Raw genomic sequence first — 15,844 nt, 5'->3', positions numbered from 1 at the left:
GTTGTTATGAAAACAAGATTATTATATTTCCTACTGTTCTGCACGACAGTTATCTGGTCTGCATGCAAAAAGCATGATTATGCAGCAGGTACCTTGAGCCCGATCACTTCCTTAGAAGATGTACGGGGTTTATATAAGGGCACAGATTTTATTCTAGACCGAAACAGCCTGATGGGAGCCTATCAAATTTCAGGAATAGTGATTTCCAATCCGGATTCAGGGAATGTTCCTGCTGGTATTGTGGTGCTACAAAGTACCAGAAGAAGTAAAATCAGGGGGATAATACTCAGCCTTGACAATACCTCTGATTATAAACCTGGTGATTCTCTTCTGATTGAAATTGAAGGAAAGACACTGACCAAAGTTAATGGCGCCCTTCAGATCAAAGGGCTTACGGCCACATCAATCAAAAAAATATCAGAAGGAAACAGGATGAATATCCAGTCGACCTCCAGTTACAGCATTAATCTAAAACCCGGTGATTTTGAAAGCACGCTTGTTAAAATAACTGCAGGAACGATTAATCCTATGCCGGCAATCGGCGATACTTTTGCAGGAGATAAAAGTGTGGTAAACGGTGCTGACAGCGTGATACTGCACACGGAACCTGCCGCAAGTTTTGCTGATGCCGAAGTCCCTGCAACTGCGACATTTACCGGAATTTTAATGATGGGTCAAACAAGTGCTGGTGTTCCTGTTGTTCAGGTATGGCCACGGACCGGTGCGGATATTACTGACCGCGTGGCTCCGGTGGATCCAAACGGACCGCAGCTGGGCAAATTCCCAGTTATCATTACCGGTTTTGTTAGCGATGCAAAAGGTGGAGATGGCAATTACGAATACTTTCAGTTTCTTGCAACAAGGGATATAGATTTTGAAAAGACACCGATGGCTGTAGTTACCTGTACCAATGCGGGTAGCGCTGCGCCTTACGCTGGTACTGCTCCGGCAGGCGGATGGGCTACCGGAGGAGGAAGGACATATAAATTTAATCTGACTTCAGGATCGGTGACCAAGGGCGAATTTTTCTATGTCGGCGGAAGCAATAAACGGATAAACGGACCAAACTCTACGCTGATCAGCGACGCCAAATGGATAAGAAGCATCGCTTATGTAACAAACGACGGTGATGGCTTTGGTGCAAAAAGCGGAGGCTTGCTACCAAATAGCGGTAATGCTGGCGGCATTGCTATATTTGAAGGAATTAATGTGGCTGAGGAGTCTGTCCCTGTTGATGCGGTTTTCTTTGGTGGTACGGGAAAAACTACAATCTATGATGAAACTAATAACAATGGCTACCGCATTCCGGAAAACGACCATTATAACCCTGTAGATCCAGCTACCTCAACAGCGCAGCCCTTCTTTTATCAGGGAACAAATCTATATGTAATTCCACACCAAAACCCTGCTGATCTTGGAAAATTCACCAAGCTTGGAGGTGTGTTTAATGCAACAACTAAAACCTGGGTGACACCAAGAGCACATGTATTCTTCCAGATGGCCATGGATACACCATTATCAGCTATTGAGAATGGAGAGGTAACCATACTCACCAATTAATAATTATTCATAAAGCCGGTGTCAAAGCCGGCTTTAATTTAATACATACCCCATTGATCTATTGAAGTCCCAATTGTTATGAACAGAAGATCCTTTATAAAAAAAGCCGGCCTCATTACCGGAGGTGCATTTATCAGCCTGCAGAGCAACGCTTTTTCAGGTCTGCAGAGAACCAATACGATAAAAGGCCGCGTAACCGATGGAAAACGAGGAGTGGCAAACGTGGTGATTTCTGACGGATATTCGGTGGTTGTCACCGATGCCAAAGGCAGCTATACCATCTCCACAGATCCGAAAGCTACCAATATATTTATGAGTACGCCTTCAGGTTACGAATTTAAAACAGATTATAACGTAACCCGCCAATACGAAACACTGGGCAGCCGTAACGAGTATGATTTTAGGCTTACCCGCCTCAAAAAAGACGATAGTAAGCACCATTTTATTATCTGGGCAGACCCACAGGTTAAAAATAAAAAAGATGTACAGCAAATGATGGAAACTGCAGTTCCCGATGTACAGCAGCTGATCGGTAGGCTCGGGTCCAATGCTCTGGTGCACGGCATCTGTGTTGGAGATATTGTATGGGACAACCATGCTTTGTTTCCGGATTACAACGAAGCTGTGGCAAAAATGGGAATTCCGTTTTTCCAGGCTTTAGGCAACCATGATATGGACTACAGGCAGGGAGGAGATGAAACCTCTGACAAAACTTTTAAAGCCACTTATGGGCCGACCTATTACTCTTTTAACCGCGGGAAAGCGCATTATGTAGTATTGGATGATGTGAGGTACCTGGGCGTGGAGCGTACTTACGACGGCTATATCTCCGAAGATCAGCTCAGCTGGCTGGAAAAGGACCTGGAGCATGTGGGAAAAGATCAGCTGCTGGTCATTAACCTGCATATCCCGGTTCACAATGCCGTTAAAAACAACAGTGCTTTATATGCTTTGCTGACCGGTTATAAAAACGTGCACATCATGTCCGGTCATACCCATTACAACGTCAACAAGATCACAAATGGGATTTATGAACACAACCATGGAGCCGTTTGCGGCGCGTGGTGGACCGGACCGATCTGCGAAGATGGTACACCAAGGGGATATGGTGTATATGAAGTAGACGGTACTGATCTTAAATGGTATTACAAATCAACGGGTTTGGAGAGGACCAGACAGATCAGTCTCTATGCAGATACGCTGACCGATCAGAAGAGGATAATTGCAAATGTCTGGAACTGGGATCCCGAATGGAAAGTGGAGTATTTTTTGGACGACAAGCCTATGGGTTTGCTCCAGCAGCAGAAAGGTTTTGATCCGTTATCGGTAGAACTCTATAAAGGAGATAAAATGCCTGCGGGCAGATCTTTTCCGGAACCCAAAATGATGGACCACTTGTTTATGGCACATTTCAAACCGGGACCGAAAAAAATCAAAGTGATAGCAACAGATTGTTTTGGAGAAAAATATACGGCTGCAATAGATGCGTAATTTAGAAATACATTAAGAAATGAAGAATTTAATTGGTGTAGCGGCCCTTGCCCTGGTGGGTCTGTCTGCTTGTAAAACCATCAATAAAGCAAACCGGGGAGCAGTTGTGAAGTTTCCGGCATTTAGTACTGAAGCCCATAGGGGCGGCAGGGGTTTAATGCCGGAAAATACCATAATTGCTATGAAAAATGCTGTGGACATCGGCGTTACCACTCTGGAAATGGATACCCATATCACCAAAGACGGAGAAGTGGTCGTTACCCACGATGATTATCTGAGTGCTGGTTTTATGCTGACTCCGGAAGGTAAGGAAATACCAGCCGCGGACTCCAAAAAATATCCAGTATACCAAATGGACTATTCTTTATTGAAAACTTTTGACATCGGTACCAAGCCGCTTACAGGTTTCCCGAAGCAGAAAAAAATAAAGACTTATATACCACGTTTAGCTGACCTGATTGATTCGGTACAGACTTATACCAGGAGTAAAAAGCAAATGTTTTACAATATTGAAACCAAATGCAGCCCTAAAGGTGATGGTGTTACCAATCCGGATCCGGAGACCTTTGTCAAACTTTTAATGGATGTGATCGAAAAAAAAGGGATCAGCCCTTTTGTAGTCATCCAGTCTTTTGATAAAAGAACTTTACAGATTCTGCATATGAAATATCCAAATGTCAGGACATCCTTTCTGGTAAATAATCAAAAGACTGTGGAAGAAAACCTGAGTGATCTTGGTTTTGACCCCTTCATCCTGAGTACCGAATATAAAATGGTCAATGAGGAACTGGTCAAGAAATGTCATGCGCGAAATGTAAAAGTAATTCCCTGGACACCCAATACTAAAGAAGACGTTGATAAGCTGAAACAACTGAAAGTTGACGGCATCATCTCTGATTATCCAGACCTGCTGGTCAACTAAACGCAGCGCAGACCACCCCACTAAACCTATAAAACTAACCTAACCAAATAAGTATGAAATTCTTTTCTCCAGCAGCCCACAGGGAACTTTTGTCCATAAGCAAGATCGACCCTGAATATAAGAAACTTCGCCTCCAGGTATTCCTGGGGATCTTTCTGGGCTATGCCGGCTATTACCTCGTACGCAAAAATTTCTCATTGGCGATGCCCGACCTGATTGACCAGGGCTTTAACAAGGCCCAGTTGGGCTTTGCTTTGTCTGGTGTGTCCATCGCTTACGGTTTAAGTAAATTCCTGATGGGCAATGTCTCTGACCGAAGTAACGCCCGCACATTCCTTACCGCAGGCCTGGTGCTTTCCGCATTGACCATGATCCTGATGGGTGTAGTTCCATTTGCAACATCGTCCATAGCTGTGATGTTTCTGCTATTGTTCCTAAATGGCTGGTTTCAGGGAATGGGCTGGCCGCCATGCGGCAGGGTGGTTGTGCATTGGTATTCGGTTAAAGAACGCGGGACAATGATGTCCATTTGGAATGTAGCGCACAATGTGGGCGGGGGACTTGTTGGTCCGATAGCCATTTTAGCCATAGAGATCTTTTCAGACTGGCACAGTAAGTTCTATTTTCCCGGAATGATTGCCCTCGTCTTTGCATTGATTGGGTTCCTGCTCATCAGAGATACCCCGCAATCCTGCGGGTTGCCCCCTATCGAGGCCCATAAGAACGACTATCCCAGGAACTACTCTGCTGACCAGGAAAAAGAGCTTTCAGCCAAAGAGATCTTTCTCAAATATGTATTCAACAACAGGATGTTGTGGTATATCGCATTCGCGAATGCTTTTGTCTACCTGGTAAGGTATGGCATTCTGGATTGGGCGCCAACTTTTTTGGAAGAAGTGAAAGGCTTCTCGCTAAAAGAGTCGGGCTGGGCATACTTCCTATATGAATATGCGGGTATCCCAGGGACTTTACTTTGCGGGTTGATCAGCGATAAGGTTTTCAAAGGCCGCCGGGCTCCGGCTACCGTTATATATATGGTGCTGGTACTTGTGGCAGTACTTGTTTACTGGAAAAATCCCCCCGGAAATGTCTGGATAGATAACACCGCCCTGATCGCTATTGGCTTTCTAATTTACGGCCCGGTAATGCTTATCGGAGTTCAGGCACTTGATCTCGTACCCAAAAAAGCAGCGGGAACAGCTGCAGGGCTGACCGGTTTGTTTGGATACATGGGCGGTGCCTTATTCGCAAATATCGCTATCGGTCTTGTTGTGGATAAATGGGGTTGGGACGGCGGTTTTGAGGTGATTGTTGCAGCCTGCGTTCTTGCGGTGTTCTTTACCGCACTAACCTGGAACAGGGAAAAGAGAAATCTGCTGGATGCCTAGTTTTCGAATTAGTTTTGTCAAATAAAATATTTTAAATAAACCGCTGATGAAATATCCGTTAAACCTAATCAAAGTAATACTGGTCTTCTTTTTCACCACTGTCGTGGTGCAACTAAAGGCGCAGGAAGTAAAATGGGACAGTACTTACAGGCCAGGAAAATACAAAGAGCAGGTCACTAAATTTATGGCCGAAACAAAATCAAAAAAAGACATTGTCTTTTTGGGAAACAGCATCACCGCCGGGACTGACTGGGCCAAACTTTTAAATCTCCCCAAGGCAAAGAACAGGGGTATTTCCGGGGACATTACCTTTGGTGTTCTGGAAAGGCTTGATGAAGTTATAGCCCGCAAGCCGGCCAAAGTATTTGTTTTGATAGGCATTAACGACATTTCAAGAAACATTCCTGACAGCCTGATCCTGAGAAATTATAAGCGGATTATCGACAGGATAAGGTCTGGCTCAAAACGTACTGAGATTTATTTCTATACCCTGCTGCCTGTAAACAGCAGTTTCGGCAAGTTTAAAAACCACTACGGGAAGGATGAGCATATCCTGTGGCTGAACGATCAGATCAGAAAACTTAGCGCCAAAAAGGTGACAATTATTGATCTTTATCCTAAGTTTTTGGATGAAAACAATCATTTAAAAGCCAATTTGACAAAAGATGGATTACACCTGATTTCTGAAGGTTATCAGCTATGGGCCGAGATTTTGAAGAGCGGCGGATACCTATAATTATTATTTCCAGGCCTTAAAAAAGACCAAACACTTTTTGGATACCAGTGTTGTGTATGCTAAAGGCGAGGTTGTGGTAATAAATATTGCCCGGACATGAAATGATAAAGAAAATTCCTATTTTTACAGCCCGCTTATGGAACAGATAAAAACATCATTTGATTTTGAAAAGCCTTTAGCTGAACTTGTACAGCAAATCGAAAAGGTAAAACAGGTTGCCGATAAAACAAAAGTAGATATGTCTGCTACAATAACAGAGCTTGAAGAGAAGCTTGAAGAAACCCGGCAGGGTCTTTATACTCATCTTACGGGCTGGCAAAAAGTTCAGATGTCACGCCACGCTGAAAGACCGCAGACACTGGATTACATCAGTCTGATCTGCGACGATTTCATAGAAATGCACGGAGACAGGACTGTAAAAGATGATAAAGCGATCATTGGAGGCTTTGCCAGCATAGACGGACAAACCGTAATGATCATCGGTCACCAGAAAGGTAAGAATACTAAGGAAAGACAATACCGTAATTTTGGAATGGCCAATCCGGAAGGCTACAGGAAAGCGCTGCGCCTGATGAGACTTGCGGAGAAATTTAACAAGCCTGTCATTTCTTTTATAGATACTATGGGGGCATATCCCGGACTGGAAGCCGAGGAACGCGGACAGGGAGAAGCCATTGCGAGAAACCTGCTGGAAATGTCAATATTGAAGGTGCCTATCATCTGCTTTGTAGTAGGTGAGGGCGCTTCGGGCGGTGCGCTGGGAATTGGGATTGGCGATAAAGTATACATGCTGGAGCATACCTGGTATTCTGTAATTTCTCCTGAATCCTGCTCGTCTATCTTGTGGAGAAGCTGGGATTATAAAGAGAAAGCTGCGGAATGCTTAAAACTTACCTCTGATGATATGTTTAAAAACAAATTGATTGACGGTATCATCAAAGAACCTCTGGGAGGTGCACATCAGAATCCGGAGGCGATGGCGGCAACGGTTAAAGAGCAGATATTAAAAGACCTGAAGGAACTTAAAAAAGAAAAGGTAGACAAGATGATTGCGACAAGGATTGAAAAATTCTGTGCAATGGGGGTTGTTGAAGAAGGATAAGTAAGCTCGCATTCTGTTCTCCGGCTGCATTTAGCCCCGATGAAGAATCGGGACCAACGCTATGCCTGTTCACAGAACACTCGCTTCTGGCGCTAATTTAGGGAGAAAATGAGTTAATGTATGAAGCCGAGAAGGTTATTGAAAGCAACCTGATCGAAATAAATTGAGAAATAACGACGAAGGCCCCAGATAATCATCTGGGGCCTTCGTCGTCTGTATAGCTAACAATATTTTGCCGCTTTACTTTCCATCATGCTGCGAGCTTACTACTGTTGCGCCGCAAAATACTTACTAAACCTGCCTTCCAGATAATTAAACTCATCTGTCAGCTCTTTACTCAGCTTAGTTTGCTTGTTTTTCTCAGCTATATTCGCCATTTGGTTTAAGAATGACATACCCAGCTGAACATTCTGCCCACCCGTAAATTTATTCTTGCTTTCAGAAATATCCGCAAGATAGTCCAGCTCTTTTTTAATGTAAACTGCAGACTTTTCGATCAACTGGTTTGCCCTTTTCACATCACCGATCGCATACAGATTTTCAGACATGAAATAAGCGCCCATCGTAGACCTCATTCCATAGAACCTATCCGGCATTACCTGGAAATAACGGTCAGCCACCTTTTTAGCATCTTCAATTTTTCCTTCCTTTAACAATCCGCTCATAGCGGTGTTGAAAAGATTGGTAAATATAGAAATGTCATCAGCAGACTGTGTATCCAGGTAATTTGCAGTCTTCACATTGCCCCATTTGAATTTGTTCATCAGGTTATTGTAAAGTACCGGAGTATTGATCAGGTCAGATCTGCCAAGGGTAGTGTCTACTTTAAGAGGTCTCAGTCGCAACGCAAGGCCCTCGGTATACAAATAGTTGTCAAGTCCGTTATATTGTTCTGAAGGAACTGTACTTGCAAAGTAGACCGGCCTCTTCCAGTTGTTGTGTACCAGGATATCAAACATAGCAAGTGTTCCTTTAGTCACATAGTTTTTGTTGAAGGTCCATTCCATGGCAGGGACAATTTTTGCGGAGTCAGCAGCAGCGACAACGTTATTTTTGAGTACATCCTCACGGTTTACTGTAAGTTTGAAGTTTTTAGTAGGGATGAAATTATCCTTACTTCCATCCTGACGGGCTATTTTGTCAGCATCATTGTCAGAAAGCAATATCGCAAGGATGTTGCTGAGTTCAACAGAACCTGCGAGTTTGTAGTCCTGGTAATACATGACGTCTCTCACGCCCTGAATATACTGGGACTCTTTCATGCTGATCGGCAAAGGCTCAGATTCATTTTGTCTGCGCTTCATGCCATTGATGTACCAATCCGTATCAAACAGACTTAAGTTTACCAAACGGATGTCCGGCCTTACGTTCTCAACTTCCTGGATATACCAAAGCGGGTAAGTATCATTATCACCATAAGTGAATAAAATCGCATTCGGGGCACAGGATTCCATGTAATCAACAGCGATGTCATGAGCTACCATTTTTTCTGACCTGTCATGATCATCCCAGCCCTGTGCAGCCATGATCACTGGTGCGGCAAGCAGACCCGCAGCTGTAGCCAGTATAGCACCATTTGCGGGTGTAAGCTTTTTGCTCAGCCATTCTCTTAGTGCCAGTACACCTAAACCTATCCATATGGCAAAAGCATAAAAAGATCCCGCATAGGCATAATCCCTCTCCCGCGGTTCCATCGGTTTTTGATTGAGGTATAAAACTATGGCGATGCCCGTAAAGAAAAACAAAAGGGCTATGATACCGGCGTCCTTTTGACTGCGTTTAAAATGCCATATAGCACCAAGTAAACCAATAATCAGTGGCAGGAAAAAGAACCTGTTGTAAGCTTTACTGTCTACGATTGTAGGCGGAAGGTTTTTTTGACTGCCTAAAAGCAAACCGTCAATAGGTTTTATTCCGCTCAGCCACTGGCCCTCATAGGCACTGCCCTGACCCTGGTCGTCATTTTGGCGGCCCACGAAGTTCCATAAGAAATACCTCGTATACATGAGCCCAAGCTGATAGCTAAAGAAGAAGCGGACATTGTCTATTAGCGTTGGAAAATGTGCATCATCCAGTCCCAGCATGTCTTTATAATAACCTACATGCCTGGCATCATCACTGTACATGCGTGGAAAAGGAGTAGTTCTGTCATAGACATACTCGCTCTTTTTGCCTGCATTTTCGTATTTATCTGCGCCTTTTCTGTACAATGTCTTGCCTTCTTTGACCTCAACCGGCTGTGAATTATAATTCGGCCCGAACAACAATGGCCTGTCACCATACTGTTCCCTGTTCAGATAGCCCAGGAAAGAAAATGCATTGTCAGGATCACTGTTGTTTAAGTTAGGATCTGCTTTGGCCCTGATAATGATCATCGCGAAAGAGCCGTAGCCGAAGATGATCAGTACCGTAGAAAGCAAAGCGAGGTTAAGGATTTTTTTCTGATGTTTAATGGAGTATCTGATGCCCCAAACCAATGCCCCGATCAATACAATAGCGAAGAAAATAACGCCTGAGCCGAATCCCATCCCCAAAGTATTCACGAAGAAAAGATCGAAGTAAGCGCCAAGCGATACCAGGTATTGAATGATGCCGTATTGGATTACAGCCAGGATCAGTATGCCGATGATACCGGTTTTAAAAATACCGGAAGTAGTGGCTTTTTTTGTTTTCTTAAAATAGTAAACGAATGCGATTGCAGGTATGGTCAACAAGTTGAGCAGGTGAATACCGATGGACAGACCCATAATGTAGGCGATAAACAGCAGCCATCTGTCGGCACGAGGTTCGTTGGCCACTGCTTCCCATTTTAAAATGGCCCAGAATACAATTGCAGTGAACAAAGACGACAGCGCATATACTTCTGATTCAACTGCCGAAAACCAAAAACTGTCTGAAAATGTATAGGCCAAAGCACCCACTAAACCGGCACCCATGATGCTGATCATATTGGCTTTGCTGATTTCTTCGTTTTCTTTTATCAGTACTTTTTTAGCAAGCGCAGTGATGGTCCAGAATAGGAACAAAATTGTCGCGCCACTGGCTATTGCAGAACCCACATTCATGAAATAAGCTACTTTGGTTGCATCACCAAAAGCAAATAAGGAGAAGAAACGTTGTATCATCAGGAACAGAGGTGCTCCCGGCTGGTGCACCACCTGCATTTTTAAAGCAGAGGCAATAAACTCGCCGCAATCCCAAAAACTAACTGATGGTTCTAATGTTAAAATATAGGTGATCGTGGCTATTGCAAAGCAAATCCAACCAGTGATGTTATTAATCTTCGAATAATTCATTTCGTTATCAAGTGATTACTACTAATAAGGCTATTAATTGCTGCCGAAAATAAAGAATAAGATTGATAATCGGGTAAAGTAATGCCGAGTTTAACAATTTTTAATCGATTGCCTGCCGGGGCTGCGGTAATGGCAAACGGGAGCAAATAATTGAGCCGTCTTTCGACAGCACTGACCGGTCCGATACGGATATAGCTATACAGTTGTTTTTCCTGCGCTATTCTGCACACTTTCTGCGGTCCTTCTGTGCTCCGGCCGCGATAAAGGGTACTTTAAGCGCAGAAGCTGCGCAGCAGGTATGCGGAAAGCGCTCAGCAAGTGAAAAGAACTATTTAAATATCATCGGGGATATAACAAGAGAATTAAATGGTCGCTATTGATGTGTAATAACCGGTTGATTTTCTGGTCGTTGTTTTTTGGTCATTTTCTTTTTAGAAATTATTTGACTTTTTTTTGATTCCGGTATTGCAGAAGTGAAAAATGTGCGTAAATTTGCATTCCATTTCAAAGCAACCGTTTTGATGGAAGATTGTCCGATAGTATAAGGGTAGTACAACGGTTTTTGGTACCGTTTGTCTTGGTTCGAATCCAGGTCGGACAACTAAACAATATTCGGATTGTGAACTCAACAGCGCAATCCGATTTTTTTTAACAGTATTGATCGTATTCAATAATGCCATTGCAATTTAACCCAGTTAAACTTTTTGCCGGCAGCGGCACAAAAGATTTAGCGCACAAAATTGCCGAAAGTTACGGCAAACCTCTTGGTAATGTAACGTTAAGCAAGTTTAGCGATGGTGAATTTCAGCCTTCTTATGATGAGACAGTAAGAGGATGCGATGTATTTCTGATCCAGTCTACCTACCAGCCATCTGACAATTTAATGGAACTGCTGCTAATGATTGATGCAGCAAAAAGGGCATCCGCACATTACATTACTGCCGTTGTTCCTTATTACGGTTTGGCAAGGCAGGACAGAAAGGATAAACCAAGGGTTGCCATAGGGGCAAAACTTGTAGCCAATCTTTTAAAGTCTGCAGGTATCCACCGGATCATGACCATGGACCTTCATGCTGCACAGATCCAGGGCTTTTTTGATATACCTGTTGACCATTTGGATGGTTCAGTGATCTTTGTTCCTTATATCAAGAGTTTAGGACTGGAGAATTTGACCATAGCCTCTCCGGATATGGGTGGTTCTTACAGAGCGCGTACCTTTGCTAAATTTTTTAATGCTGAGGTGGTGATCTGCGACAAACGCCGTAAACGTGCCAATGAGATTGAATCGATGTCGATCATCGGTGATGTAAAAGATCTCGATGTCGTGCTGATGGATGACATCTGCGATACTGCGGGCACATTGGCCAAAGCCGCTGCCCTGATTATGGAAAAGGGGGCCCGAAGTGTAAGGGCAGTTTGTACACACCCCGTATTGTCCGGCAAGGCATATGAGACAATAGAGAACTCAATGCTTACGGAATTGATCGTTACGGATACCATTCCGTTGAAACAACAGAGTTCGAAGATCAGGGTACTGAGCACGGCGCCATTGTTTGCAAAGGCAATAGCGAATGTGAATGAGCATGGCTCCATTAGTGATCTTTTTAATGTTTAACAAAAAAATTGAATCCCGATTGATCAAAGCGGTCATGAAAGGTTTGAGTAATTATATAAATAAATAAAAAATGAAAACAATCGCAATTAGCGGTTCTCCAAGAGAGAACGTAGGGAAACGCGATGCTAAAGAGCTTCGCTATGAAGGCAAGGTTCCTGCAGTATTGTATGGTGGTAAAGAGCAAGCACATTTTGCTGTAGTAACAACTGAATTGAAGGATGCTATTTATACACCGGAAGCTAACTTTATTGAAATCACTTTAGGTACTGAAAAAGTCAAAGCAGTGATCAAGGAATTACAGTTTCACCCACTTACAGACATGTTGTTACATGTTGATTTTCTTCAGTTGTTTGATGACAAACAAATTCTGATGGAAATCCCTGTTAAATTGACCGGAACTTCTCCTGGTGTTAAAATGGGTGGTAAACTGGTGCAAAAATTACGTAAACTTCGTGTTAAAGCTTTGCCTAAAGACATGCCTCAGGCAGTTGAAGTAAGCATCTCTAAATTAGAAGTTGGTAGTTTGTTCCGCGTACGTGACCTTGAAGGAGGTAAATACGTAGTGACAAACACTCCTGAAGATACCATTGTTTCTGTAGGTATGTCAAGAGCATTGAAACAAGCAGAGCAGCAAGCAGGTAAAAAATAATTTTTATCAGCACAGCCATAAAAGCAGCGCCATAACGGGGCTGCTTTTTTTATGAACAGTAATTGCTACCATTTAAACTATTATCTTTGCGGGAAATGAAATATCTAATTGTTGGTTTAGGAAATATTGGCCCCGAATATGCAAATACAAGACACAATATAGGTTTTAATATTGCTGATGAACTGGTAGGGCAGCTTGGCGGCTCCTTTTCTAATTTACGTTTGGCGTATTATTCCGAAGTATCCTTTAAAGGCAAAAAACTGCATGTGATAAAGCCGACCACTTTTATGAATTTGAGTGGCAAAGCAGTCAGCTATTGGATGCGTGAATTAAAAATTGCTCCTGAAAATGTATTGGTTCTGGTTGATGACCTGGCATTGCCTTTTGGAAAACTCAGGTTAAAACTTCAGGGCAGCAGCGCAGGGCATAACGGATTGAAAAGTATAGAGGACCTCTGCGGCGGGCAAAATTATGCTCGTCTGCGTTTTGGCATCGACGACAATTTTCCAAAAGGCAGGCAGGTAGATTATGTACTGGCTCCTTTTGACAAAGATGAGCAGCCGGAATTGCCCGGTCTAATAGACAAATGTGCGGAGCTGATCAAAAGTTTTGTAACTGTGGGGCCTGCGCAAACTATGACCTTTTTTAATAAGTAGTGTACTGACGGAGCTTCTCGTGCAGAACCTCGAGCTCGAAAGGTTTGCTGATCACATCGTTAGCACCCGCTTCTATTGCGGTCTTTTTGTCGTTTTCCATCACTGCTGCCGAGAAAGTAATCACCGGTACGTTTTCTTTGCCCTGGACATAACCTTCTCTGATTAATCTTATAGCTTCAAGGCCATTCATCACCGGCATGAAGGTATCCATAAGTATGATGTCATAGTCATTTTCCCTGAGCTTGTCCAACGCGTCTTTCCCGTTTTCCACAACATCTGCGTCAATCATCCAGTCTTTAAGGATCTTGACGATCAGGAATTTATTGATGGGATTGTCTTCCGCTACCAATACTCTCAGGTTGTTGAACGGTGTAAGTTTCTCTTTTACTATTTTTTGGGAAATCTGAACTTCTTTGACGACTTCATACCAGTTTGTAAAGCAAAACGTGCTGCCCTGGCCTTCTTCGCTGATTACCTCAAGCAGACCGCCTTTGAGTTTTGCAAGGTTCTTTACTATGGAAAGACCAAGGCCAGTTCCGCCAAATTTTACAGTGGTTTGTTCGTCAGCCTGTTCAAATGTTTCAAAGATCTTGTCGATATTTTCCCTGGCGATGCCTATACCTGTGTCAATTACTGAGAATTTGATCCGTACATTATTTCCTTTTCTATTCAGAATCTCCACCTTTAGTGTAATGCTGCCCTCTGAGGTGAATTTAATAGCGTTCCCAATAAGGTTCATCAGGATCTGGTTCAGACGGAGGGAATCTGCCATGATGTGGTTTGGCAGGTCAGGATCAAAATGAGTGATCAGCTCCAGTTTTTTTTCTTTTGCCCTTATCCGTAACAGGTTTACCACGGCGTTGCAAATATTTAAGATATCTGTTGCGCTTCTGTTAATCTTAAACTTCCCTGCTTCTATCTTGGAAAGGTCAAGGATGTCATTAATTACACCAAGAAGGGAGTTGGTAGAGGTCTCAAGCAGATCTATCATTTCTTTTTGCTCAGCATTGAGTCCGCTGCGTTCCAGCAGGTGTGCTATTCCTATAATGCCATTTATAGGCGTGCGAATCTCATGACTCATATTGGCCAGAAAATTTTCTTTAATTCTTTTGCCCTGTTCTGCCTGCTCTTTAGCTTTGATCAGCTCCTTTTGATAGGCTTCAAGTTCTTTGTTCTTGCGTTTTAACTCTCTTTGGTTTCGGATAAACTGTATGAATGAATCCACTTTGGCAGAAGTTACAAAAGGGTCAAGAGGTTTATACAGATAGTCAACCGCCCCTGTATTAAGGCCTTTAACTGCATATTTGGTTTCTTTGGAAATTGCTGTAACGAATATAATGAGTATGTCTTTCGTGCGCGGATTGCTTTTTAAGATCTCAACCAGTTCGAAGCCGTCCATTTCAGGCATTTGTACGTCAACCAGTGCTATGGCGATATCCATTTCCCAGGAAAGTCTTAAGGCCTCGTTGGGATTGGTAGTACTGATCAGGTTGATATCAGCTCTTTGCAATAGTGCTTCAAGGGCAACAATATTTTCGGGCCTGTCATCAACAATTAATATGTTAATTTTTTCCATGGGATTTTGAGTTGTTATTGGGCCCTCAGGCTATTTTCTGGTAAATGTTGTTTTTTTTGTCAACGATCTTAAAACGCCCGATTTCGTTATATCGCAGTGTCTCTTTTGACCCGAGGCAAAGAAAGCCAAAATTAGCTAAACTATTGTAAAATAAGTCAATAACCCGATTTTGAAGGTCTGTGTTAAAATAGATCAGCACGTTCCTGCAGGATATCACCTGAAATTCATTGAATACGCCGTCCGAAGCGAGGTTATGAACCGAGAACAATACATTCTTTTTTAACGAACGATTTATTTTTGCGGCATCATATTTTGCTGTATAATAGTCCGACAGTGTATGGTGTGTACCGGTCTTATGGTAGTTTTCGGAATATTGTTTCATTTTCTCAAGTGCATAGATGCCATTTTTAGCATATTCAAGTACATCGTTGTTGATGTCTGTTCCATAGAAAAACGTTCTGTCGTACAAATTTTCTTCTGAAAAGAGTATCGCGAAAGAATACAGTTCTTCACCGGTTGAGCATCCTGCGTTCCATATTTTGATTCGCTGATATGATCTTAGATAGGGAATAACATGTGAGGTCAGAGACTGGTAAAAAGACGGATCTCTGAACATTTCTGTAACATTCACAGTCACCTCTATCAAAAAGGATTCGAAGTAATCCGCATTATTGGTTAATAATGTGCGAAGGTCAAGAAGATCCAGCTTCTGAAGCTGCATGATCCTGGTGACCCTTCTCTTTAAGGATGCAGCCGAATAATCGCTAAAATCGAACCCATGTGTATGTCTGATCAAATTGATAAGATCTGAAAGCTGCTCATAAGTAATCGTTTCGGGATGAGAACTATTCAT

Annotated in this window: 12 protein-coding genes; 9 read left to right on the top strand and 3 right to left on the bottom strand. The window is 42.9% G+C overall.

The genetic code is table 11. The features are described 5' to 3' along the window. The first annotated feature begins 6 nt into the window (after positions 1 to 6). From QEP08_RS14610 to QEP08_RS14585, 6 genes are all read left to right on the top strand, one after another. Positions 7 to 1,560, top strand: coding sequence for a DUF5689 domain-containing protein (locus QEP08_RS14610; RefSeq protein ID WP_285059108.1), 1,554 nt, complete (start codon positions 7 to 9; stop codon positions 1,558 to 1,560). Positions 1,561 to 1,638: 78 nt separating this feature from the next. Beyond that, complete coding sequence (locus QEP08_RS14605; RefSeq protein WP_285059106.1) at positions 1,639 to 3,051, top strand: calcineurin-like phosphoesterase C-terminal domain-containing protein; 1,413 nt, start codon at positions 1,639 to 1,641, stop codon at positions 3,049 to 3,051. 19 nt (positions 3,052 to 3,070) lie between these two features. Continuing rightward, a complete protein-coding gene (locus QEP08_RS14600) occupies positions 3,071 to 3,973 on the top strand; it encodes a glycerophosphodiester phosphodiesterase family protein (protein ID WP_285059105.1) in 903 nt (300 codons plus the stop codon). Positions 3,974 to 4,026: 53 nt separating this feature from the next. Next, positions 4,027 to 5,361, top strand: coding sequence for a glycerol-3-phosphate transporter (glpT, locus tag QEP08_RS14595; protein WP_285059104.1), 1,335 nt, complete (start codon positions 4,027 to 4,029; stop codon positions 5,359 to 5,361). A 46-nt stretch (positions 5,362 to 5,407) separates the two neighbouring features. After that, a complete protein-coding gene (locus QEP08_RS14590; protein ID WP_285059102.1) occupies positions 5,408 to 6,097 on the top strand; it encodes a GDSL-type esterase/lipase family protein in 690 nt (229 codons plus the stop codon). 136 nt (positions 6,098 to 6,233) lie between these two features. Next, the gene (locus QEP08_RS14585) at positions 6,234 to 7,199 is read left to right on the top strand and encodes an acetyl-CoA carboxylase carboxyltransferase subunit alpha (RefSeq protein ID WP_285059100.1); all 966 of its coding nucleotides are present in this window, start codon (positions 6,234 to 6,236) and stop codon (positions 7,197 to 7,199) included. Positions 7,200 to 7,465: 266 nt separating this feature from the next. On the opposite strand, the gene QEP08_RS14580 is transcribed toward QEP08_RS14585, so the two are convergent. Next, positions 7,466 to 10,495 carry a DUF2723 domain-containing protein gene (locus QEP08_RS14580; protein ID WP_285059098.1) on the bottom strand — a complete coding sequence of 1,010 codons (3,030 nt, stop codon included), beginning with the start codon at positions 10,493 to 10,495 and terminating at the stop codon, positions 7,466 to 7,468. A 673-nt stretch (positions 10,496 to 11,168) separates the two neighbouring features. On the opposite strand from QEP08_RS14580, the gene QEP08_RS14575 reads away from it, so the two are divergent. The 3 genes from QEP08_RS14575 to pth all read left to right on the top strand — a co-directional run bounded on the left by QEP08_RS14575 (position 11,169) and on the right by pth (position 13,415). After that, a complete protein-coding gene (locus QEP08_RS14575; RefSeq protein WP_285059096.1) occupies positions 11,169 to 12,110 on the top strand; it encodes a ribose-phosphate pyrophosphokinase in 942 nt (313 codons plus the stop codon). A gap of 70 nt (positions 12,111 to 12,180) precedes the next feature. Beyond that, positions 12,181 to 12,759, top strand: coding sequence for a 50S ribosomal protein L25/general stress protein Ctc (locus tag QEP08_RS14570; protein WP_285059094.1), 579 nt, complete (start codon positions 12,181 to 12,183; stop codon positions 12,757 to 12,759). 95 nt (positions 12,760 to 12,854) lie between these two features. Continuing rightward, positions 12,855 to 13,415, top strand: coding sequence for an aminoacyl-tRNA hydrolase (pth, locus tag QEP08_RS14565; RefSeq protein ID WP_285059093.1), 561 nt, complete (start codon positions 12,855 to 12,857; stop codon positions 13,413 to 13,415). Here pth and QEP08_RS14560 read toward each other — a convergent pair. Both QEP08_RS14560 and QEP08_RS14555 read right to left on the bottom strand, forming a co-directional pair. Continuing rightward, positions 13,405 to 14,991, bottom strand: a complete 1,587-nt coding sequence (locus tag QEP08_RS14560; protein WP_285059091.1) for a response regulator — start codon at positions 14,989 to 14,991, stop codon at positions 13,405 to 13,407. The two genes, pth and QEP08_RS14560, sit on opposite strands and share 11 nt — an antisense overlap. A 25-nt stretch (positions 14,992 to 15,016) precedes the next feature. After that, a complete protein-coding gene (locus QEP08_RS14555; RefSeq protein ID WP_285059090.1) occupies positions 15,017 to 15,844 on the bottom strand; it encodes a CheR family methyltransferase in 828 nt (275 codons plus the stop codon).

Source organism: Pedobacter ginsengisoli (genome assembly GCF_030244015.1).
GTDB classification, from domain to species: domain Bacteria; phylum Bacteroidota; class Bacteroidia; order Sphingobacteriales; family Sphingobacteriaceae; genus Pedobacter; species Pedobacter ginsengisoli.
This window is presented reverse-complemented; position numbering and strand designations above follow the sequence as displayed.

Coding starts and splice junctions, on each gene's coding strand:
- glpT (WP_285059104.1), top strand. CDS start 4,027: ATGAAATTCTTTTCTCCAGCAGCCCACAGGGAACTTTTGTCCATAAGC.
- QEP08_RS14560 (WP_285059091.1), bottom strand. CDS start 14,991: ATGGAAAAAATTAACATATTAATTGTTGATGACAGGCCCGAAAATATT.
- QEP08_RS14585 (WP_285059100.1), top strand. CDS start 6,234: ATGGAACAGATAAAAACATCATTTGATTTTGAAAAGCCTTTAGCTGAA.
- QEP08_RS14600 (WP_285059105.1), top strand. CDS start 3,071: ATGAAGAATTTAATTGGTGTAGCGGCCCTTGCCCTGGTGGGTCTGTCT.
- QEP08_RS14590 (WP_285059102.1), top strand. CDS start 5,408: ATGAAATATCCGTTAAACCTAATCAAAGTAATACTGGTCTTCTTTTTC.
- QEP08_RS14580 (WP_285059098.1), bottom strand. CDS start 10,495: ATGAATTATTCGAAGATTAATAACATCACTGGTTGGATTTGCTTTGCA.
- QEP08_RS14605 (WP_285059106.1), top strand. CDS start 1,639: ATGAACAGAAGATCCTTTATAAAAAAAGCCGGCCTCATTACCGGAGGT.
- QEP08_RS14555 (WP_285059090.1), bottom strand. CDS start 15,844: ATGAATAGTTCTCATCCCGAAACGATTACTTATGAGCAGCTTTCAGAT.
- pth (WP_285059093.1), top strand. CDS start 12,855: ATGAAATATCTAATTGTTGGTTTAGGAAATATTGGCCCCGAATATGCA.
- QEP08_RS14570 (WP_285059094.1), top strand. CDS start 12,181: ATGAAAACAATCGCAATTAGCGGTTCTCCAAGAGAGAACGTAGGGAAA.
- QEP08_RS14610 (WP_285059108.1), top strand. CDS start 7: ATGAAAACAAGATTATTATATTTCCTACTGTTCTGCACGACAGTTATC.
- QEP08_RS14575 (WP_285059096.1), top strand. CDS start 11,169: ATGCCATTGCAATTTAACCCAGTTAAACTTTTTGCCGGCAGCGGCACA.